Raw genomic sequence first — 19,787 nt, 5'->3', positions numbered from 1 at the left:
TCAAAGCTCAGAAACTCAAAGCCCAGAAACTCAAAGACAATCTCAGGCTGCCCCACCCGAAATCCGCGCCAGCGAAACATGCCCATCGGACGGTTTAATCTGGAACTTTGCGAGATTTGCCAATTCTTGAAGCTGGCTAACCGCCTCTGCGCCTTCAAGCTTCATTAGCTCGCGATCGTCGCGCATTTCTGTCCAGGTAATGCCATAGTCTGACACCAAAAAGCGGATCAGGTGGTTCTCACCCAGACTCACCATAAAGGACGCGCTGTTCATCTGGCCCCCGCAGGTATAGCAAGACGCAAGGTAACCCTGGCGCTCCAGCACAATGGCCAATGCCTGGAGATTCATTACCAGGTCATGAACAAACCGACGATGCTGTTCTGCAAGTCGCAAAAACATCTTCGACCTCCAATCACCACACTCTATAACATCACATTCGACTATTCTAGATTGTCGCAACCTTCTTTTAAGTATTTGTAGCTATTCGAGACACAACCGCCTCGCCCTAAATATTAAAACATTCTTACGAAAAAGGAGTTTATGGCGAAAGTATGCAGCGAAGCTGAAAATCCCGACTTGCCTGACTTTTAGGACGCTAGCTTAGTTCTACAGTCCTATGGGTATCTCCGGTCACATTCGGCATGATCATCAGTAAATTTCTATGAATGATCAAACAAACCTCGGTGAAAAAGTATGCTTTCTCAAGCTAATCGCCGCAGATACCCCTGAATAGTCCTAACCGAATATCCCTTATATCCCTTGGTCAGCCAGCTTATCCAAGAGGAGAGCGACCTAATTCGATTTCAGCGACCCACTCTACTGCTGTCTACAGCCTGACCCCATCGGATTCCGCAAGCCTGCACCGCTCACAACCACATCTTCACCCCAACTTTGTAAAGCGACCCACCTGGCAGATAAGACTCCACAACCCAAGTAGTAAGCAGGGAAGACGCTGGCCACTCAATCTTTCACTAGATCGGACTCTGAGATAGATTGGAGCAAGAGCTTTATAGCGCCTGTATCTATAGCGTTTGCGATTCTGCCAAGAACTTGTCCAATCAGCTCTGTTGAATTCAGCTTGTTGAGCCCTGTTTGTTGAATTCTGTTAGACTATGCGACTTCACTCCTCAGAGCGTCGCTCCCAAACACATTTTAGTTCGGGATCTTGAAAGTGGGAAGTTTAATCAGGATTCGATGATGAAAGCTGTTGGCGTGATCCCCATGTTTGAGCGATCGCCCCAAACGTCTCTAACGCTCGCGTTCAGGGTAGCCAGGGATATTGACGAAAATCGGGCGATCGCTTTTCCAGAAACGCCTGCTTGCCCTCGCTGCCTTCCTCTGTCATGTAATAGAGCAGCGTTGCATTGCCCGCCAGCTCTTGCAGTCCCGCCTGTCCATCACAATCAGCATTAAAGGCAGACTTCAGGCAGCGGATGGCGATCGGGCTTTTCTCCAGAATTTCCTGCGCCCAAGCGATCCCCTCGGCTTCCAACCGCTCCACAGGCACAACACAGTTGACGAGTCCCATATCGAGGGCCTGCTGGGCGGTGTACTGGCGGCAGAGATACCAGATTTCTCTCGCTTTCTTTTGTCCAACAATACGGGCCAGATAGCTAGCGCCAAAGCCCCCGTCAAAACTGCCGACCTTGGGCCCAGTTTGTCCAAAAATGGCGTTATCTGCGGCGATGGTGAGGTCGCAGACAACATGGAGGACATGGCCGCCGCCAATGGCATAGCCCGCCACGAGAGCAATCACCACCTTGGGCATCGTGCGGATTAGTCGCTGCAAGTCCAGTACGTTCAGCCGGGGCGTGCCGCCTTGATCTAAATAGCCGCCCTGGCCGCGCACGCTCTGATCCCCGCCCGCGCAAAAAGCGTATTTCCCGTCCGTGTGGGGGCCTGCTCCGGTCAACAGCACCACCCCAATTCGGGGATCTTCGCGGGCATTGCTAAAGGCATCGTACAGTTCGGCAACCGTCTCCGGGCGAAAGGCATTGCGCTTGTGGGGGCGATTGATAGTGATTTTGGCGATGCCATCTGCCTTGTGATAGAGGATATCTTCGTAGCTTTTTGCAGTCTGCCAGTCCGCGTGCATGGTAGGGATCGATGCCAGAAAAAAGTGAGTGGGTAAGTTAGCGAGAACGCCAGCACAGGAAAGCTAAGAGAAAGCAAGCAACCGTGCAAGAAACATTGGTGGGCGATCGCCCTACGAGCCTACCACGTTGCGCGATCCCGCAGTTTACCAATCCCAGCCCCACCCCACCCCAGAACCCCCTACTCCCTACAATTTTCCCTCTTCGTTCTTCGTTCTTCGTTCTTCGTTCTTCGCTCTTCGTTTTTCATTTTTACGGCCTACAAAGCACGTAAATTCCCCAGTAGGGCGATCGCATGGTTGCCAGAATTCCGTAATCCCACGCGAATCCTTCGATTAGGCAGGGGGCAATCTGAGGGCAGAGCAGCAGAGGGCGATCGCAGTGTACCCATCAACCTCTAGCCGTAGCTTAGAAAGCTCGTAAATTATTCACACTGCAATGTTTACAGCACTACCCCAACTTCATCAATAAAGCGTTAGGTTGGTTGCAGTAGCGGCTCTCTACAGCTTGTAGAAAAGGTTAACAGTTTCTTATCCGCTCCTTTTGCTGCCTTCTCGCGGTTTACTTAGCGGTTTACTTACCGGATTAACGCAAACTTAGCGCAAAGTCCTTCTCTCACCGTCACATCCCTCCATTGCAGGGCGAGGTATTGACATGAATTGGTCTCATTACAGAACCCCGGATCTGGCGCTCTCTAGCTGGACATGGCTCCCCAACGACGCTGCAACAAGTCAGTCCCATCCATCCACCCAGCCCCCAGCCACGCTCTACAGAACAGCATTTGTTTCACCCTCGCTGCGTCCGCAGTGTGCGCCATTGCAACCTCTGCGCCAATGGCTCAACAACATTGAAATCTCAAGTGAAGCTCAGGCCCGTCGGATTTGTCAGGCGATCCCGGCCCGGTGTCCCTTCGAGCGAGAGGTGCGGGTCTTGGGGAAAACGATTCTTCGGATTCCGCCGCTGTGTAAGCTCAATCCCGTCTACGAAGAGGTTGTAGCGCTTCGGTTTCGGGCACTGTGTTATCTAGCAGACGAATGCGGAGTAGATGTAACGCCCTACTGCTAATCCGGACGCATTTACGGATTCGCTGGGGCTTTGCCAAGAATCGACAAACGCCTATGTTGGTCCTCGAATTTGAACTGGCGAATTTGAACTGACAGATTTGAACTGGCGAATTTGGATTACCAAACAGGCGGTACGGGGCTTCCAGCAATTCTATCCGTAGCGCCATTTGGGAGCATTGAGACAGACCCGCTTCACAACGTCCCAAAAACGCAAGAGCGCTGACGCAGCACTCACACCCCTGAGCCGGACACGCACGACGATCTGTACGTCTACCGTCTCTATGCGTCTCTACCGTCTCTATACTTCTGCCGTCTCTGCCGAAGCAGCTGTGGCTGGAAGCTCCAGACAATAGCCTGCGCCGTAAACCGTTTTGATATAGCGGGGATGGCGGGGATCAGGCTCTAGCTTGGTTCGCAGATGCCGGACATGAACCCGAATCGTCTCAATATCATCGTCGGGATCATAACCCCAAACTTCTTTCAGGATTTCGCTAGGGGAAACTGTCTGCCCATGCCGTTGCAACAGGCAGTGCAGTAGCTCGAATTCCAAATGGGTGAGCTTTACGGTCTGGTCAAACCAGATGGCTTCTAGCCGCTCTGGCACCAGCGTCAGCGGGCCATAGTTCAGGATTTCCGTATGCTTTGCCGCCTGGGGAATGCGGTCAGTGCGGCGCAGGAGGGCGCGGACTCTCGCCAGCATTTCCTCCACCTCGAAGGGCTTAGTGAGGTAGTCGTCTGCGCCCGCGTTGAAACCTTCCACCTTGTCTTGGGTCTGGCTGAGGGCGGTGAGCATTAGCACGGGAATGTCGGCTGTGCGCTCGTCTCGCCGGAGCCGCTGGCACACGGTAAAGCCGTCTACCTTGGGCAACATCAGATCGAGCATAATCAGGTCGGGCAACAGTTGCAGTGCCAACGCCTGACCTTTTACCCCGTCTGCGGCCTGGCTCACGTCATATCCAGCCATTTCTAGATTGACAGCTACTAGCTCTGAGATGGAAACGTCGTCGTCGATTACAAGTATCCGAGGCATCATTAAAAACTGGGTTTAACGTTTAGAAATCCTATGGAATCTATTGTTTTTATAACGGATTAATAACAAAAGCTACAAAGCCGTTCAAACATTTGTAGAACTTAAACAGAATATACGAGCAATTCTAAATTTTTTCTGCTCAAAATGCACCCTCCTGGCTGGGGGCTGAATCAGGAGCCTGCGAGCTAAGGCAAGAAATGGTCTGGTAAGAGTGGGTTGAAGAACCAGAGTGGGCATTGCTCAGACCTTGGGCGATCGCCCTCTGTCTGCCCTCTGTCTACCCTCCGTCCTTATGAACTAACCTTGTGTCGCAGATTTTGCGCCGAAATCCTTGTATCGCCTATCGCCAGAGATTTTTTCGATTAGCTCGACATCTCTGCCCGTAGCGCGTAGTCGCGGAATCGGTTGAGATCGGCTTGCAGCGTCGATTCCACCAGGCGACCCAGAAAAAGATTGTCCATCACTTTGCCCAAAATACCGGGGATCGCGTAGGACACCGTGAGCTTTACCACGCTGCGATCGCCCCGATCGTAAAACCGGATTGCGCCCCGGTTGGGCAGTCCGTCCACCGATTCCCACTGCATAATCTGGTGTTGCACCAGCTTGGTGATACGGGACTGCCAGCTAAACTCGAACCCACTAGAGGCCAGCTTCCAGCGCGACAGGTCGGGGTTATCTGGCTGAATCGTCACCGAGTCGATCCACTTCATCCACTTGGGCATTTGCTCTAGGTCAGACCAGAGTCCCCACACCCGCTCGATGGGCGCTTCGACTTCGACTTGAACGGTGTGATCTAACCAGTCGGCCATGGTGGGAGAATGAGAAACTGCAATCAGTTGGGGCTACTGCTTTACTCTACAAAGTTTCTGGGGAAGAGGGAAGGAGGAAGGGGGAAGAGGGAAGAGGAAAGAACGAAGAGGGAAGAACGAAGAAGGGAGAAGGGAGAGGGGAGAAGGGAGAGGGGAGCCGCTTTGAAATCGGCAGGTATGACGATATTGGCGATTGACGGAAATGGGGGAAGAGGACAAGTTTGCTTTTGTTGAGGCGTTTTTGGAGGGGCGATCGCGCCAGCAAACGAGGCGATCGCTCCAAGGGGTTGTGCCGCTCGATGCCGTCCATGTGCAAAAGCAGGGCAAGACCTTGGTGAACTTTAGCGCCAATGACTATTTGGGATTGTCCAAACATCCAGTGCTGATTGCCGCTGCCCAAGACTATACGCAGCGCTACGGCACGGGCGCAACTGCGTCGCGGCTGGTGACGGGCAGTTTCGACATTCACCAGCAGTTAGAGGCAGCGTTGGCGGCGGCCTGCGGGCGCGAAGCGGCGCTATTGTTCAATTCTGGGTTTCAGGCAAATGTAACGGTCTTGGGGGCGCTGCTTGATCGACATGCGCTGGTCTTGTGCGATCGCCTAGTTCACAGCAGCTTGCTCAACGGCGCACTGGCCAGCCGCGCCATGCTAACCCGCTATCGGCATAACGACTACGAGCATCTGGAATCGCTGCTGCGACAGGCGGTGAATCAGCGCTATAGCCGTGTCGTGATTGTGTCGGAAACGGTGTTCAGCATGGATGGCGATCGCGCGGATGTCGATCGGCTTGTTCACCTGGCGCAGACCTACGGCGCGATTTTGTATCTGGACGAGGCCCACGCGATTGGGGTGCTGGGTGCAGGGGGAATGGGGCTGGCGATGGGCAACCCTGGCGTGGATCTGGCGATGGGCACGCTGGGCAAAGCCTTCGGTGCGTTTGGTTCGTTCCTGGTTTGCTCGGCGCGACTGCGGGACTATTTGATCAACGCCTGTCCCGGCTTTATTTACACCACAGCACTTCCCCCCAGTGTGATTGGGGCGATCGCCGCTGCGCTGAAGCTGATGCCCAGTCTGGAGGGCGATCGCCAGCGGTTGACCCGGCACGCAGAGACGTTGCGAACCCAGCTTCGGGCGGCAGGATTCGACACTGGGCCATCTTCCACGCACATTATTCCCATCATGCTGGGCGAGGCGGAACGGGCGCTGTCCCTGGCTCAATGGCTAGAAACCCAGGGCATCCTTGCTGCGGCCATTCGCCCGCCAACGGTTCCCCAGGGGACGGCACGACTGCGGCTCGCACTCTCTAGCCAGCACACCAGCCAGCATTTAGGATCATTAACTAGCGCGTTGAGGAACGGGCATGAGCAGCAGCATTGAGGCGATCGCCTATCACGGCTGGGGGTTTGACGCAGACCTGTGGCAGCCGTGGGCGGCGGCGTTGAAAACTGCGGGCGTTGAGGTGCAACTATTCGACCGGGGCTATTTTGGCTTGCCCAATCAGCCCGGTTTTAGCCAACAGCCTTCCCGTAAAGTGATTCTGGCTCATTCCTATGGGCTGCATCTCTGTCCAGTTGAGCAGATGCATCAGGCCGATCTAGTGCTAGTCTTCAGCGGATTTTCGTCGTTTCATCCGCTGTCGGGGCGATCGCGCGATCGCTCAAAAAGCATTCTACAAATTATGATTCAGCAGTTTGAAAAAACACCGAGCCTAGTCTTGCAAAACTTCTACAAAAAGTGTTTCTCACCTGTCGAGGTTGATCCAGCCTGGTGTGAACCTTCTGAAAGTTTTCGGGTTCGCGAAAATCGGCTCAATTCTGCCCTCTTGCTGCAAGATTTGCAACAGTTAGATGAGTCGATTCAGAATCTCGACCACTTGCCACAAACGGCTCACGCCATTGCCTTTCATGGTCAGAGCGATCGCATTGTTCCATTTCCAGATACCCCTGAGCAAGCCACGCATCTGCTGGCGAGGGCTGAGTTTATCTCGATTCCCAATGCCGGACATCTGCTGCATCTAACGCATTTTGAGCGCTGCTGGGAACGGGCGATCGCCGCTATTCACTCTCTACCTCCCGCATGATTTTAGAAAACGGCGCTAATGCTTTAGAGAAAACCCATGCAAAATGTCAAATTGAAGAAGCCTTTGGACAAGCTGCAACGCAATATAATCAGGCAGCTTTGGTGCAAAAAAAATGCGCGGCCCGGTTACTAGAGGAACTCGATCGAGTGTGTCCTGAACTGCCCTCTGGAAAAGTGATTGAGATTGGCTGCGGCACGGGTTTTTTGACTCAAGGATTAGTAAAGAAGATGGGCGATCGCCCTCTGGAAATTACCGACTTATCCCAATCAATGCTCACCGCGTGCCAGCAGCAAGTTTCTCAGATCAGCCATTCCTCTGAAATGACCTTCAGAACCCTTGACGGCGAACTTTGGCAACCCATTTCCAGGAGCTATGCGTTGATTATTAGCAGCTTCGTCGTGCAGTGGTTTCAGCAGCTTGAGCCTGCGCTAGATCGCTGGATTTCTGCCCTCAAACCGGGCGGCAAAATTCTCATCTCGTTTCCGACCTGTCACAGTTTTCCAGAGTGGAAAGCAGCCTGTCGAAGCCTGAACTTACCCTTTACCGGAAATCCCCTGCCTGATCCGGGGGCGATTGCACAATTCCTCGCATCTCGGCCTGTTCAAACTCGATATTGGCAACAATCCATCGGCATTTCCTTCACGTCTTCACGCGATTTCTTCCGAAGCTTAAAGCAAATTGGTGCGGGAACTAGCCTTTCCCAAACCAAGCTTTCCATTTCAGACTTTAAACAGTTGGTTAGCGCACTCGATGAATTTGCAAGTCTTTCTGGAGGAATTCACTATGACGTAGCCTATTTCACTATTTCTCGCAATAAACTTTAACCAAAGATGCCGTCATGTTTCCAGAAAAATTCTTCATTACAGGAACCGATACCAACGTAGGAAAAACGGTCGTCTCTGCCTTGCTAACTCTTGGGCTGAATGCGTCCTATTGGAAGCCGATTCAGTCGGGGCTTGATCCGATCAGCGATACGGATTACGTGCGGAAAGTCACTGGTTTAGATGACTCCCATTTCCTGCCAGAAAGGTTCACGCTAACGCAGCCCCTCTCTCCCCATGCCGCCGCTGAGATTGATGGCGTTCAGATCCATCTTTCCGATTTTCAGCTACCCTCTCAACTGCCATATAAACCTCTCATTATTGAAGGGGCAGGTGGGCTAATGGTGCCGCTCAATGAAGAGGATTTTGTGATTGATTTAATCCGACAGTTTCAGCTTCCGGTTTGTCTGGTGGCTCGCAGCACGTTGGGTACGATTAACCATACCCTGCTGTCGCTGGCTCAACTGCGGCGGATGGAAATTCCTATCTTGGGTGTGATTGTGAACGGCCCCAAAAATGAGGGAAATCGAGCGGCGATCGCCCACTACGGCAACGTGCCCATTCTTGCAGAACTGGAGCCACTGGCCGAGGTCAATCCCGCTACACTCAAGCAAGCATTTGATCAGCTTTTCTGATCTCAGCTTTTCCGATCTTAAATACCTTCTTAAAACCATGCATCCTCACATTTGGTATCCATTCACCCAAGCGAAAACGGCGCTGGAACCGCTAAAGGTCAAATCCGCGCAGGGTGTTTGGCTAGAGCTAGAGAATGAGCACAAAATAATTGACTGCATCTCGAGCTGGTGGGTCAACACTTACGGACATTGCCATCCCAAAATTGCTGAGGCAATCTATCAGCAGGCGCAGCAGCTCGAGCAAGTCATTTTTGCTGGATTTACCCATGACCCCGCAGAGCAACTGGCGGAAAAACTAGTCGCAAAACTGGGCGCTCCGTTTAATCGGGTCTTCTTTTCTGACAATGGCTCAACGGCGGTCGAAGTCGGGCTAAAGATGGCGTATCAATACTGGGCGAATCAGGGGCAGGCAAGAAGCACATTTCTAGCATTTGACGGAGCCTATCATGGGGACACCTTTGGCGCAATGTCAGTGGGTGCGCGTTCCTTATTTTCGGCGGTATTTTCCAACTTGCTATTTAACGTGGAGTTTGTTCCGTTTCCCTCAACCTATTGGGGCGATTGCACGGCTGAAGAAACAGAAGCAAAGGTGCTTTCAATCCTTGAGAAAGCGCTAGATGAACGGGGCGATCGCATTGCAGGAGTGATTATTGAGCCGCTGGTGCAGGGGGCGGGTGGAATGCGGATGTGTAGACCCCAGTTCTTGCAAAAACTGAGGGCGATCGCCCAGTCTTTTAACACACTGCTGATCTTTGATGAAGTGATGACGGGCTTTGGGCGCACGGGGGATTGGTTCGCCTGTCATAAAGCAGGCGTTTCGCCCGATATTCTCTGCCTTTCTAAAGGAATTACGGGCGGCTTTTTGCCGTTTGCTGTAACAGTCTGCTCAGAAGAAATTTACCACGCATTCTATGATGACGAGCCGCTGAAAACGCTGTATCACGGCCATAGCTACACGGCCAACCCGCTGGGCTGTGCGGCGGCGCTGGCAGGGCTAGAGCTAATGACTGAATATGAGCCACAGTTTCGCAGTATGGAAGCAAAACATCATGCACAGTTGGCTCAGTTGAAAGACCATCCTGCTGTTGAAAAATTGCGCGTTACGGGTACGATTGCAGCGATGGATCTGGTGACCCAAGAACGATCGGGATACCTCAACACAATTTCGCTAAAAATTCGTCAGCGGGCGATCGCCAAAGGTCTGCTGCTACGCCCACTTGGAAACGTTCTGTATATTCTGCCTCCGTACTGTATCTGTGACGCAGAGTTGTCCCAAATCTATCAGGGAATTGAAGAAATCTTGACGGATTTGTCCAAAGATTTTCTAATTTGAAGTCACCTGAAGATTCAGGCTTCACGCCCAATTTTCAGCACCCACAATCAGCACCCACAATCAGCACCCACCATTTGATTCCTGAAAGCTTCTACCCGCTAGAGGGTCACCCGCTAGGGATATGATGAGAACCTGCCCTGATGTTTGCGTCAAGACCTATGGCTGCGTCTTCTATCCCTGTATTGCGCCACGACTGGACAACTGAAGAAGTCCTCGATTTGCTGCAACAGCCGCTAATGGATCTGGTGCATCGTGCCCAAACGATCCACCGTCAGTTCAATCCGCCAAACCAGATTCAACTGGCGACGCTGCTGAGCGTGAAGACGGGCGGATGTTCGGAAGACTGCGCCTACTGCCCACAATCGGCCCATTACAGCACCACCGTCGAGCCACAGCCAATTCACTCGGTAGAAACAGTGCTGGCGGCGGCGGAACGGGCGAAGGCGGCTGGGGCATCGCGCTTTTGTATGGGCTGGGCGTGGCGCGAAATCCGGGATGGCAAAGCGTTTGATCAAATGCTGGAGATGGTGCGAGGCGTGCGATCGCTCGGCATGGAGGCCTGCGTGACAGCGGGAATGCTGACCGACACCCAGGCGGAAAAGCTGGCTGCGGCGGGGCTGACTGCCTACAACCACAACCTCGACACCAGCCCCGAATTTTATGGGCAGATCATCACCACGCGCACCTATGGCGATCGCCTGCAAACGCTGGAACGGGTTCGGCAGGCGGGCATTTCGGTCTGCTGCGGCGGCATCATCGGCATGGGCGAGGGGCTGGGCGATCGCGCCCGGATGCTGAGTATCCTGGCTAGCCTGAATCCGCATCCCGAAAGCGTACCCATCAACGCGCTGATGGCCGTGGCGGGCACGGCGCTAGAAGCTCAACCACCCATCGACCCGCTGGAACTGGTGCGGATGTGCGCCGCCGCCCGTATCGCCCTGCCCAGGGCAAGGGTGCGCCTCAGTGCCGGACGCAGCCAGCTCAGCCGCGAAGCCCAGGTCTTGTGCTTTTTGGCAGGGGCAAACTCAATTTTCTATGGCGATACGCTGCTGACGACGGGCAATCCCGCAGAAGAACGCGATCGCCAACTGCTGGCCGACATTGGCGCAGAGCCGCTGGTATCTTGCCCAGAAACCACCCCAAAAAAATAGCGTGAAAAAATAGCGCGGGCAAGAAGCCTACGCTATTGAAGAATTCTGAAGAGTTTTAGAAGAGTTTCAACTGTAGCGGCTGTCTACTCTTCCGTCTCTTCCATGCGGGCAATTTGCGTAGGCATTTGCGGTAGCCCCTGGGCAGTTTGCTGGCCGCTGTACATGGCTCGCAGCACCAGCGCCGGGTCTACCCAGTTGTTGTCATACTTCAAACCCCAGTGCAGGTGGGGCCCGGTGGTGCGACCTGTCATCCCGACACGCCCCACTCGCTGACCGGCGTAAACCGTCTGCCCCTCGTAAATTTGGAGGCCGCCTGCGCGATCGAGCATAGAGCGGCGACCGCCCGTGCGATCGACCCGCCCTTCCATGTGGCAGTAGATGCTGAGCCAGCGCCCAGCCTCCACCACAACCGAAGTGCCGCAGTTTGAGTCGTCCGTGACTTCTACCACCACGCCCGTTGTCCAGGTGCGGATGTAGCTGCCCTGGGGTGCGGCCATATCCAGACCGTAGTGAAACTCGTTGTAGTTGTAGCCTTCAATGGAGCGGCGATAGCCAAAGGGCGAGGTGTATGCCTGGAATTGCTCTAGCGGGAAGGAAACATTGCTCCACTCGTTGCGGGCGACCACCTGGGCAACGTCAACGGAGGATATGTTCTGAGCCTGAGCGCCCGGTTCGCCCACGCTGATCGCTGTAGGATTGGCGCTGGGTCTGATGGGCTGGATTGTTCCCGTAGCGTTGGGGTTGAGCGTTGGAGTTGAGGTAGTAGAAGCGGGCTGGGGCGATCGCCGCAGTCTGGGAAAAATTGACCGAGTTGAGTCCGCAGGAGCTAGGTCACGGGTAGAAGGGTCGGTCACCTGGGGCATGAAGCGGTCGGCAGGCACAGCACCGGGCGTAGCGCGGATCGCGTTCTGGGTTGCTAAGGCATTAAGAGAGCGAGCTTCGCTCATTTTTTGATGGGCTTCTACTACGACGAGCAGAGAGAGGGCAATGCCAGCGGTTAGCAGAAATTTTCCTAAGTTGTTTGAAACTTCTCTCATGACGGAAATAGGTACAAGTCCAGTTCGGTTTCCTATGCCTTACAACCGCCAACATCGTACATCAGAATAAAACCGCTGAATTAAGAATTTTCTATCAAATCGTCATCCCCCATGTGGGTAATTGATGAAGACTAATAGGGTGAAAAATGGTTGTTTAGGAGGTTGTTTGGGGCATTTGGCAACCTTCAGGATTCCCGGTTTGCACCCAAGACTGCACATTTTTGAAATAAAGAACGAATGTCCGTTTAAGAAACTAATTCAATTGTACTATATAAAAGTTCAATCAAAGCGACTGCACGCCGAACTTTTGATCGGTTTCTGCGTCTTTTCTAGGCATTCCAATTTTTTCAAGCCCTTTCCTGGTAGGTACCCCACCCGCTGTAAATGTCCAAATATTCTGCCTGGGCTGAGGAGCGTAACTAATGTGAATGGGTCGGTTGCCCCCATAGTAGTAGAGCGAGTCAAACGGCAATCGCTGCTCTAGAATCCACTCCACAAGGCGATACGTGCTATCGCACAGACTATCAACACTATCAACACCGCTCTCCAACCCTATAATCCGAAAATCACAGGCAGCACCGAGGCGTGAACAGTAATACTTGCCATTTCGGTTCTTCTCATGTGCCATGTGCTGATCCCGGCTTGGGTCAACCCGCCCATTCTTCACCCCTGTCTTTGGGTCTTTCTGAGCCAGAAACCGCTTCAGATCTTTTGAACAGAAGCCATAGGTCAACTGAAACCGCTCCCTGCCAAAGTGAGCAATCACAGGGTCAAGAATATGCTGGCACAGCGCCTCTAAAGCTGGGATGGTTTCTTCCAGGTTTTCGGGGTATGGGTCAATCTGATCCGCATACTTCTGGTAGGTTTGCGTGCAGGTGCAAAACTCCTCCAGTGTTAGGTATTGACCGATCTGCATCGTTCTCACCCTCTAAAACCATGCAAAGCCATGCTAAAGCCAGAGGCCGCTAATGAGCTAATGAACTGAGCTTAGCGCAGCCGCCCCGATCGCAGGATGCTGATAATTAGCCATAGCCCCAGGATGCTGGCGGCGGCAAACAGCGCCTCGCTGATCCACACCACGCGGCTGACGGGGGCGTTTGCGGTGATAATCGCCGCGCCCATGATCAGTGCCCCCACCACAATGCTAAAAGAGAGCCGATTGGCAGAAGAATCCACGGTGCGGCGCAAGGTGTCCAGTTCGCGCACGGTCAGGTTCCAGTTCAGCGTTTCAGAGGTGACGCGATCGAGCAGCAGTTCAATCTGGCGGGGCGATTGCAGCGATAGATTTTTCACATCCAGCAGCGTCCGCAAGAAGGCAGGCAGCGGCGCATCGCCCACCAGCTTGCGGCGAAACAGATCGGTCATCAGCGGGCGAATTTGCTCTGAAAAGTTGAATTCGGGGTCGAGCGTGCGGGCAACGCCTTCTAGATTGGCGATCGCCTTTGCACATAGCCCCAGGTTTCCCGGCACGCGAATCTTGTTCTTTCGTGCGGCTTGCAGCACCTCATAAAACAGCAGGCTGAAGTTAATCTGACCCAGGTTGAGGCTGTAATACTGCCGCAGCAGCCGCTCATAGTCTGTTTCCAGCCGCGTCAGGTTGATGGGTTCCTCCGAGGGAGCCAGTTGCAGCGTGAGCTGAGCGCAGCGCTGGGCATCCAGGCTGACAATGGCCAGGATTAGCTCTAGCAGGATGTCCTGCGTGCGGGGGTCGAGCCGCCCCACCATGCCACAGTCCAGCAGGGCCACACGCCCATCGCTGAGATAAAACAGGTTGCCGGGGTGTGGATCGGCATGAAAGAAACCGTCTAGACAGACCTGCTGGAAAAAGGCTCGGAGCAACAGGTTGGCGATCGCCCGTTTTTCGGATCGCTCGTCTTCTGTGGGGGCAAACTCCGCTAGCAGCAGCGGCTTGCCGTCCAGCCACTCCATCACCAGCAGTTGGTCTGTCGTATGCTCCCAGATAATCTGCGGCACCACCAGTTGGGCCGGGTCAAACCAGCGGCTGCGGCCCAGATTGCTGCGGAGTTGGTCGGTATAGGTCGCCTCCTGGGTAAAGCGCAGTTCAGCCCGCAACGCCTGGGAAAATTCTTCCGCCAGGGTCACTACGTCGTAGAGCTTGCCAAATTCGGTTTGGGCCACCAAGCTGGCGATCGCCCGAATCAGGGCAATATCCTGCTCCACCACAGGCAGCAGCCCCGGCCGCTGCACCTTCAGGGCCACCTCGCGGCCGTCCTTGAGCGTGGCCCGATGGGTTTGAGCAATTGACCCCGCTGCCACAGGTTCCGGGTTAATTGCCAGAAAGACATCTTCCACAGGGCGTGAAACCGATTCTCGAATCACCGCTTCAATTTCTGCCCACTCTACAGGCGGAACCTTTGCCTGGAGCGTACTGAGCGCCTCGATATAGTCTGGCGGCAACAGGTCGGGGCGGGTACTCAGCAGTTGCCCCAGCTTGACATACACCGGCCCCAGGTCTACCAGAATATTTCGCAGCACCGCAGGCGTGGGCAGCTTCGGCTCGTCCAGCTTGCCGCCCGACAGCAGCCGCCGCATATAGTCCCACCCGTGCCGCAGCACGACCTCAGCGATTTCGCCTTGACGGGAACTGGTCTGGACAAGTTGAGAGAGCATCGATACACTTCCCTGGACTGCCGTTGGCGTTTACAAAAAAGCCCCGCCACCTTTACAGCCTAGCGGGGTTTGTCGAGTTTGGGGTTAAGGTTCGGTTCAGCGCGGCTCAAAAGTCTGGCGCGATTCTGGGGCAAGTCTGGGGCAGTGCATCTGTTGCGGGGGCTGCGGGCGCAGACTCAATACTCTTTTGCGGCTTCGTCTACAAAGCACCAGAGCCAGTCTTCGCCCAGTTCTGCCGAACTCATGACTGGATGCCCCGTTTCTTCGTAATGGCGGCGGGCGTGCTGATGTTTTGACGAATCGCAGCACAGCATCTTGCCACAGGTCTGGCAAATTCGCAGATGCCCCCACTTTCGCCTGACTCTTGGCCGGATGCCCCAATAGCCAGAGGCCTTCGCAGCGGGGCGATCGCCCCCAACCCCTCACTCCTGTTCCCTAGTTCCTGGCTTGATTAGGCAGCGGTTCTGGGGTGATGCTCAGGCTAATGGTCTGCCCGTCGCGGCGAATTTCGACCGGCAGCGGGCTACCAATGCGGCTGTTTTCGACCACCTGCTGCACCTGTTCCGAAGCGATGACGGGCTGCTGACCCACTTTGGTGATCACATCGCCAGCGCGAACCCCTGCACGAGCGGCGGGGGAGTTGTTTTGCACGCGCACCACCAGCACACCCCGGTCTTCCCGAACCCGAATCGGGCTATTGGGATCGTCGTTGATGTTTTGCTTCAGTTCAGGGGTCAAGTTGACCATTTGCACACCCAGATAGGGGTGATCGACTCGACCTGTAGCAATGAGCTGGTCGGCAATGCGCTTGGCAGTGTTAATCGGGATTGCGAAGCCGAGTCCCTGGGCGTTGGCGCGGATGGCGGTGTTAATGCCGATGACCTCGCCGCGCTCGTTGAGCAGGGGCCCGCCAGAGTTGCCGGGGTTGATGGCTGCGTCGGTCTGAATAAAGCTGGCCCGCTGATCGGGAATGCCGACTTGGGCACTGCTGCGGCCCGTGGCGCTGATGATGCCTGCGGTGACGGTGCTGTTTAGCCCCAGCGGGTTGCCAATAGCGATCGCCCACTCACCCGGACGCAGCAGGTCGGAGTTGCCCAGCGTCGCCGTCGGCAGGCGATCGCCCTCAATCTTGATGACGGCAACATCGGTGACGCGATCGCCCCCTAGAACTTTCCCCTCAAAGGTTCGTCCGTCGCTCAGGGTCACCGTCACCCGGTCGGCCCCATCCACCACATGGGCATTGGTGATAATCAGCCCGCTAGCGTCGATAATTACGCCAGAGCCAATGCCCTGCTGCACGCGAGACGATGGCGGCATCCCTTCTTCGCCAAAGAAGCGTCGGAAGAAGGGATCGTTAAACGCCTCAGGAACGCGCCGGGTCACGGTTCGTGAAGAGTCGATCCGCACCACGGCCGGGCCAACTCGCTCGGCTGCATTGGCAATAAAGTTTGACCCGCCAGAGGCAAACGCCGCTGCCGCGGAGGGCGCAGAGACCGCCGCCGGAGCCTGCACCTGGCTGACCACGGACTCTGCGGGCATCGGTGCAGAAGCAATGGGAGCCAGCGCTTGATTGGCCAGGAGGCGATCGCCCGCTACTACCGCTCCAGCTCCCATCATTGTCAGAGCTAGATAGATCAAAGACTGTTTCATGGAAGATTTGCGCTCAGGCTTTCTAGAGGTCGTCACGGTGTCAGATTCCTCGCTATATCCAATTGTTCCCAAAATTTTTGTAGATTCAGGAAATTGTCTTCGGTTTGAAGCGGTGGTGCTGAGGCATGACCACAAAATCGCCCCCAACACACAATCGCCCCCAACACACACTGCCATAGTGCTGAAATATGAATGCTGCGATATGTTTAGACAGCTATTGGTAGACATGACTAGACCACTGCTCAGATCATCAGGTTTAGATTGCCGGGTGAGATCATTAAGCATTAGTCTTTCCATAATTTAATCGGGAAATTTGTCAATCGAATGACAAGGCTGTCACAACCTTATGAAAAGATGCAACTCAGCCATGAGCCTGCCTTTAGACGTAGACTGACTCCGGAGTTTGTCATGCAAAGTTCATCCCCCTTTCACGACAGCGACAAACCTGGTTGATAACTTGAAATCACAGGTGAATGAATGCTCAGGGAGTCGGTTGTCCTGCACGAAAGCTTTTTCGGCATCAAAGCAGGGCCCCTCGGCTCCCTCTTCTTTTTATGGTTTTTTGGGAAGCAGACGTGGCCATGATTTCTCTCCAGCGCAGCCGTCTTCAGTTTCAAAAAACGTTAGGACTTACACAGTTGGACGATTTCTCGCGGGCGCACCTGCGAGAAATCGTCCAAGACCCAGAACGCTTATCGTAAGTGTGTGAGTCCTAAACCGTTTTAGGATATCTATATCTAGACGGTTCTACCTCTAGCTTTTTCAAAAACCTCTAAGCCTGGAACGCTGGTCTGAATGCGGCGAATTGACGTGATCTTGATTGGGGTGGGTGTGTTTGCGGCGGGTGGCATCGTCTATGTCGTGTTGACTCGCCTGGGATTAACCGACCTCGATGCGGGCATCTGGACGCAGGCGGTGCTGACCATCGGGCTATTGGGCTGGCTGGTGACGTATCTGTTTCGCGCAGTCACCCAGAACATGACCTATAACCAGCAGCTCAAGGACTATGAAGATGCCGTGCTGCAAAAGCGACTGGATGCGATGACCCCGGAGGAACTGGCAGCGCTTCAGGCAGAGCTAGAGCAGGAAAAGGCAGCCGACGAAAACGCAGCGCTGGATGGTAAGGTATCTGGTGATCCTTAGGCACGGCGATCGCCGCTCATGGCTCTAGGTGACAAATTCTGGGCAACAAACTCTGGGCAGCAAATTCCAGGCAGCAAATTCCAGGTAGCAAATTCCAGATAGCAGCCCAGGCTTATAAACAAATCTACAGGACACAGCATGAAGTCGGTTTCGGATTGCATGGCGGCACTGCGCGATCGCGCTCAGTGTGCGCTCATTCCATTTATTACAGCGGGCGATCCTGATTTGGACACCACAGCCAAGGCGCTGCAAGTCCTAGATCGCAGCGGTGCAGATCTGATCGAACTCGGCGTGCCCTACTCCGATCCGCTGGCGGATGGCCCGGTTATCCAGGCGGCCGCCTCGCGGGCGCTCCAGCGCGGTGTGAAGCTAGAAGACGTGCTGGAACTGGTCAAAACCGTCAGCCCGACATTACGAGCGCCGATTATTCTCTTCACTTACTACAACCCGATTTTGAACCGGGGGATTGAGGCTTTTCTGAAACGGGCCTACGAGGCCGGTGCGCGGGGCCTGGTGGTGCCAGATTTGCCCCTAGAAGAGATGGACAGCGTGCTGAAGCCTGCGGCAGACATTGGCATCGAGGTGACGCTGCTGGTTGCGCCGACCAGTCCTAAAGAGCGCATCCAGGCGATCGCCCAACAGGCCCAGGGCTTCATCTATCTGGTCAGCGTGACGGGGGTAACGGGAATGCGATCGCAGGTGGGCGATCGTGTGCAAGATCTGCTGCTGGAGCTACGCAGCGTCACAGACAAGCCCATCGGCGTTGGCTTTGGCATTTCAGAGCCGAGTCAGGCGCGGCAAGTCATGGAGTGGGGTGCAGATGCCGTCATCGTCGGCAGCGCCTTTGTCAAGCGGTTGGCAGAGGGCGAACCGCATCAAGCCTTAGAATCAGTTGAAACTTTTTGTCGCAGCCTGAAGGCATCGCTGCAAGAGGCATAAAAATTGGGCATTTGATCGGGCATTTGTTGGGATGGGCACCTCACCGAACTTGAGGTAGTGAAGTAGCAAACCAATCGCGTGCTTTAGCGTGTCTAAAGTAACAGGTTCAGTCCTTGATGCGTTCCCATAGAGGAGCAAAGGGAGTGTCTCCGTGGCGCTGTGACATCCAATCCTTCGCTACGGACACTTAGCCCTTCGTTCTAGATGCATCATATGCACATAAAATCATATGCACATAAAATTAAGGCGGCACCCAGATTCGAACTGGGGGTGAAGGTTTTGCAGACCTCTGCCTTACCACTTGGCTATGCCGCCGAGCTTGCTGTCTTGACAGTGTTGACAGCCGACTTGTGTGTGAGGGATTTGGGAAGGGTTTGCGAGGGGCGATCGCCCCCTGCGAACAGGTTCTTCGTCCCACGAGGATCTAGTATATCATCCGAAGAAGTTGCGATAATTCTCATCTGAAAGATTTCTGGCGGGTTCCCATGCCATCCTCTGCGGGTTCGCCCTCTGCGGGCTTGAAGATTGTTCAACTGACCGACACGCACCTGTTTGCCGACGAGCAGGGCGAGATGAAGGGCTGCCAAACGGGGCGATCGCTCCAAGTCGTGCTTCAGGCGGTTGCCCAGCGCCAGCCCCGGCCGGACTTGCTGCTGCTGACGGGCGACCTGTCGCAGGATGAAACTGAGGAATCCTACCGAGTTTTGCTGCGTCTGATTTCGCCGCTGGGCATTCCGGCACTGTGGCTACCGGGAAATCATGATCAGGCGATCGCCCTGATGGAGCAGGTGCTTTCGGTCTTTCCCGCCTCGCCCCAAAAGTGCCTGCAACAAGGCGGCTGGAACCTGATTTTGCTGAATTCTAGCCAGTGGAACGAAGTATCTGGGCGGCTCTCCGACGACAGCCTGCGCTGGCTTGATGCTCAGTTGTGCCAGTTTGCCCATCTGCCGACGCTCGTGGCGCTGCACCATCCCCCGCTGGCCGTTGGCTCCGCCTGGATGGATGCTATCGGGCTGCAAAATCGGGAGGATTTGTTTGCGGTGCTGGATCAGCATCCCCAGGTAAAGCTGGTGGTGTTTGGGCATATTCACCAGGAATTTGATCAGATGCGGCAGGGCGTGCGCTATTTGGGCACACCGTCTACCTGTGTCCAGTTTTCGCCAAATATCGACGAATTTTCGATTGATTTGACCCGTCAGCCAGGGTTTCGAGAAATCACGCTGTATCCGGACGGACGCTACGAAACGCAGGTGGTGCGGGCGGAGCGGCAAGCCTCTCTGGTGTAGCCAGTCTCTAGGGCAGGGAGGCTAGCTGTTCCCAGGTTTGCATGGCGGCGTTTGTGCGGTGGCGTTTGTGCGGTGGCGTTTGTG

19 protein-coding genes, 1 tRNA gene and 1 pseudogene are annotated in these 19,787 nt (G+C 54.7%); 10 read left to right on the top strand and 11 right to left on the bottom strand.

Translation table 11 applies throughout. The features are described from left to right. Positions 1 to 42 precede the first annotated feature (42 nt). Both IGS51_RS07885 and menB read right to left on the bottom strand, forming a co-directional pair. Entirely contained in the window at positions 43 to 399 is a 357-nt protein-coding gene (locus tag IGS51_RS07885) for a DUF1815 family protein (RefSeq protein ID WP_297077800.1), read from the bottom strand. Between the two features lie 862 nt (positions 400 to 1,261). Continuing rightward, complete coding sequence (gene menB, locus IGS51_RS07880; RefSeq protein WP_297077799.1) at positions 1,262 to 2,095, bottom strand: 1,4-dihydroxy-2-naphthoyl-CoA synthase; 834 nt, start codon at positions 2,093 to 2,095, stop codon at positions 1,262 to 1,264. Between the two features lie 652 nt (positions 2,096 to 2,747). On the opposite strand from menB, the gene IGS51_RS07875 reads away from it, so the two are divergent. Continuing rightward, a complete protein-coding gene (locus IGS51_RS07875) occupies positions 2,748 to 3,158 on the top strand; it encodes a Mo-dependent nitrogenase C-terminal domain-containing protein (RefSeq protein ID WP_297077797.1) in 411 nt (136 codons plus the stop codon). Between the two features lie 297 nt (positions 3,159 to 3,455). On the opposite strand, the gene IGS51_RS07870 is transcribed toward IGS51_RS07875, so the two are convergent. Together IGS51_RS07870 and IGS51_RS07865 are read right to left on the bottom strand one after the other, a co-directional pair. Then, positions 3,456 to 4,187, bottom strand: a complete 732-nt coding sequence (locus tag IGS51_RS07870; protein WP_172358719.1) for a response regulator transcription factor — start codon at positions 4,185 to 4,187, stop codon at positions 3,456 to 3,458. A 362-nt stretch (positions 4,188 to 4,549) separates the two neighbouring features. Beyond that, positions 4,550 to 4,996, bottom strand: a complete 447-nt coding sequence (locus tag IGS51_RS07865; RefSeq protein WP_297077795.1) for an SRPBCC family protein — start codon at positions 4,994 to 4,996, stop codon at positions 4,550 to 4,552. 202 nt (positions 4,997 to 5,198) lie between these two features. Here IGS51_RS07865 and IGS51_RS07860 point away from each other — a divergent pair, with 202 nt between their 5' ends. The 6 genes from IGS51_RS07860 to bioB all read left to right on the top strand — a co-directional run bounded on the left by IGS51_RS07860 (position 5,199) and on the right by bioB (position 11,017). Next, positions 5,199 to 6,374 (top strand): 8-amino-7-oxononanoate synthase, encoded by a 1,176-nt coding sequence (locus IGS51_RS07860; protein WP_297077793.1) that lies wholly within the window; start codon positions 5,199 to 5,201, stop codon positions 6,372 to 6,374. Beyond that, positions 6,358 to 7,077 carry an alpha/beta hydrolase gene (locus tag IGS51_RS07855; RefSeq protein WP_297077791.1) on the top strand — a complete coding sequence of 240 codons (720 nt, stop codon included), beginning with the start codon at positions 6,358 to 6,360 and terminating at the stop codon, positions 7,075 to 7,077. The genes IGS51_RS07860 and IGS51_RS07855 overlap by 17 nt, the downstream gene beginning before the upstream one ends. After that, positions 7,074 to 7,901 carry a methyltransferase domain-containing protein gene (locus IGS51_RS07850; protein WP_297077789.1) on the top strand — a complete coding sequence of 276 codons (828 nt, stop codon included), beginning with the start codon at positions 7,074 to 7,076 and terminating at the stop codon, positions 7,899 to 7,901. Before IGS51_RS07855 ends, IGS51_RS07850 begins: the two co-directional genes overlap by 4 nt. A 14-nt stretch (positions 7,902 to 7,915) precedes the next feature. Continuing rightward, the gene (gene bioD, locus IGS51_RS07845; protein WP_297077787.1) at positions 7,916 to 8,533 is read left to right on the top strand and encodes a dethiobiotin synthase; all 618 of its coding nucleotides are present in this window, start codon (positions 7,916 to 7,918) and stop codon (positions 8,531 to 8,533) included. 37 nt (positions 8,534 to 8,570) lie between these two features. After that, positions 8,571 to 9,866: an adenosylmethionine--8-amino-7-oxononanoate transaminase gene (bioA, locus tag IGS51_RS07840; RefSeq protein WP_297077785.1), complete on the top strand. Its 1,296-nt coding sequence runs from the start codon at positions 8,571 to 8,573 to the stop codon at positions 9,864 to 9,866. A gap of 158 nt (positions 9,867 to 10,024) precedes the next feature. After that, positions 10,025 to 11,017: a biotin synthase BioB gene (bioB, locus tag IGS51_RS07835; protein WP_297077783.1), complete on the top strand. Its 993-nt coding sequence runs from the start codon at positions 10,025 to 10,027 to the stop codon at positions 11,015 to 11,017. A gap of 83 nt (positions 11,018 to 11,100) precedes the next feature. Here bioB and IGS51_RS22325 read toward each other — a convergent pair whose 3' ends face one another. The 5 genes and pseudogenes from IGS51_RS22325 to IGS51_RS07810 form a co-directional block, all read right to left on the bottom strand. After that, positions 11,101 to 11,667: a M23 family metallopeptidase gene (locus IGS51_RS22325; RefSeq protein ID WP_367279289.1), complete on the bottom strand. Its 567-nt coding sequence runs from the start codon at positions 11,665 to 11,667 to the stop codon at positions 11,101 to 11,103. Positions 11,668 to 12,337: 670 nt separating this feature from the next. Then, entirely contained in the window at positions 12,338 to 12,970 is a 633-nt protein-coding gene (locus IGS51_RS07825; protein WP_297077779.1) for a hypothetical protein, read from the bottom strand. 71 nt (positions 12,971 to 13,041) lie between these two features. Beyond that, a complete protein-coding gene (locus IGS51_RS07820) occupies positions 13,042 to 14,685 on the bottom strand; it encodes an AarF/ABC1/UbiB kinase family protein (RefSeq protein WP_297077777.1) in 1,644 nt (547 codons plus the stop codon). Positions 14,686 to 14,861: 176 nt separating this feature from the next. Continuing rightward, a pseudogene (locus tag IGS51_RS07815) lies at positions 14,862 to 15,038 on the bottom strand (UBP-type zinc finger domain-containing protein); the annotation flags it as partial. 82 nt (positions 15,039 to 15,120) lie between these two features. Beyond that, a complete protein-coding gene (locus IGS51_RS07810) occupies positions 15,121 to 16,335 on the bottom strand; it encodes an HhoA/HhoB/HtrA family serine endopeptidase (protein WP_367279288.1) in 1,215 nt (404 codons plus the stop codon). 795 nt (positions 16,336 to 17,130) lie between these two features. Here IGS51_RS07810 and IGS51_RS07805 point away from each other — a divergent pair. Then, entirely contained in the window at positions 17,131 to 17,478 is a 348-nt protein-coding gene (locus IGS51_RS07805) for a DUF3007 family protein (RefSeq protein WP_172353455.1), read from the top strand. On the opposite strand, the gene IGS51_RS07800 is transcribed toward IGS51_RS07805, so the two are convergent. Then, positions 17,475 to 17,639, bottom strand: a complete 165-nt coding sequence (locus tag IGS51_RS07800) for a hypothetical protein (protein WP_297077772.1) — start codon at positions 17,637 to 17,639, stop codon at positions 17,475 to 17,477. The genes IGS51_RS07805 and IGS51_RS07800 overlap by 4 nt on opposite strands. Here IGS51_RS07800 and trpA point away from each other — a divergent pair. Next, complete coding sequence (gene trpA / locus IGS51_RS07795; protein ID WP_297077770.1) at positions 17,617 to 18,417, top strand: tryptophan synthase subunit alpha; 801 nt, start codon at positions 17,617 to 17,619, stop codon at positions 18,415 to 18,417. The genes IGS51_RS07800 and trpA overlap by 23 nt on opposite strands. Before the next feature lie 244 nt (positions 18,418 to 18,661). Here the strand turns inward: trpA and IGS51_RS07790 are convergent. After that, positions 18,662 to 18,732: transfer RNA gene (locus IGS51_RS07790), tRNA-Cys, on the bottom strand. A gap of 170 nt (positions 18,733 to 18,902) precedes the next feature. On the opposite strand from IGS51_RS07790, the gene cpdA reads away from it, so the two are divergent. After that, positions 18,903 to 19,703, top strand: a complete 801-nt coding sequence (gene cpdA, locus IGS51_RS07785) for a 3',5'-cyclic-AMP phosphodiesterase (RefSeq protein ID WP_297077768.1) — start codon at positions 18,903 to 18,905, stop codon at positions 19,701 to 19,703. Positions 19,704 to 19,787 lie beyond the last annotated feature (84 nt).

The organism is Thermoleptolyngbya sp. M55_K2018_002 (assembly GCF_015295965.1).
In the GTDB taxonomy this organism is placed as follows: domain Bacteria; phylum Cyanobacteriota; class Cyanobacteriia; order Elainellales; family Elainellaceae; genus Thermoleptolyngbya; species Thermoleptolyngbya sichuanensis.
The sequence above is the reverse complement of the archived record's forward strand: the minus strand, read 5'-3'. Positions and strand labels throughout refer to the sequence as shown.

Coding starts and splice junctions, on each gene's coding strand:
- IGS51_RS07885 (WP_297077800.1), bottom strand. CDS start 399: ATGTTTTTGCGACTTGCAGAACAGCATCGTCGGTTTGTTCATGACCTG.
- menB (WP_297077799.1), bottom strand. CDS start 2,095: ATGCACGCGGACTGGCAGACTGCAAAAAGCTACGAAGATATCCTCTAT.
- IGS51_RS07875 (WP_297077797.1), top strand. CDS start 2,748: ATGAATTGGTCTCATTACAGAACCCCGGATCTGGCGCTCTCTAGCTGG.
- IGS51_RS07870 (WP_172358719.1), bottom strand. CDS start 4,187: ATGCCTCGGATACTTGTAATCGACGACGACGTTTCCATCTCAGAGCTA.
- IGS51_RS07865 (WP_297077795.1), bottom strand. CDS start 4,996: ATGGCCGACTGGTTAGATCACACCGTTCAAGTCGAAGTCGAAGCGCCC.
- IGS51_RS07860 (WP_297077793.1), top strand. CDS start 5,199: ATGGGGGAAGAGGACAAGTTTGCTTTTGTTGAGGCGTTTTTGGAGGGG.
- IGS51_RS07855 (WP_297077791.1), top strand. CDS start 6,358: ATGAGCAGCAGCATTGAGGCGATCGCCTATCACGGCTGGGGGTTTGAC.
- IGS51_RS07850 (WP_297077789.1), top strand. CDS start 7,074: ATGATTTTAGAAAACGGCGCTAATGCTTTAGAGAAAACCCATGCAAAA.
- bioD (WP_297077787.1), top strand. CDS start 7,916: ATGTTTCCAGAAAAATTCTTCATTACAGGAACCGATACCAACGTAGGA.
- bioA (WP_297077785.1), top strand. CDS start 8,571: ATGCATCCTCACATTTGGTATCCATTCACCCAAGCGAAAACGGCGCTG.
- bioB (WP_297077783.1), top strand. CDS start 10,025: ATGGCTGCGTCTTCTATCCCTGTATTGCGCCACGACTGGACAACTGAA.
- IGS51_RS07825 (WP_297077779.1), bottom strand. CDS start 12,970: ATGCAGATCGGTCAATACCTAACACTGGAGGAGTTTTGCACCTGCACG.
- IGS51_RS07820 (WP_297077777.1), bottom strand. CDS start 14,685: ATGCTCTCTCAACTTGTCCAGACCAGTTCCCGTCAAGGCGAAATCGCT.
- IGS51_RS07810 (WP_367279288.1), bottom strand. CDS start 16,335: ATGAAACAGTCTTTGATCTATCTAGCTCTGACAATGATGGGAGCTGGA.
- IGS51_RS07805 (WP_172353455.1), top strand. CDS start 17,131: ATGCGGCGAATTGACGTGATCTTGATTGGGGTGGGTGTGTTTGCGGCG.
- trpA (WP_297077770.1), top strand. CDS start 17,617: ATGAAGTCGGTTTCGGATTGCATGGCGGCACTGCGCGATCGCGCTCAG.
- IGS51_RS07800 (WP_297077772.1), bottom strand. CDS start 17,639: ATGCAATCCGAAACCGACTTCATGCTGTGTCCTGTAGATTTGTTTATA.
- cpdA (WP_297077768.1), top strand. CDS start 18,903: ATGCCATCCTCTGCGGGTTCGCCCTCTGCGGGCTTGAAGATTGTTCAA.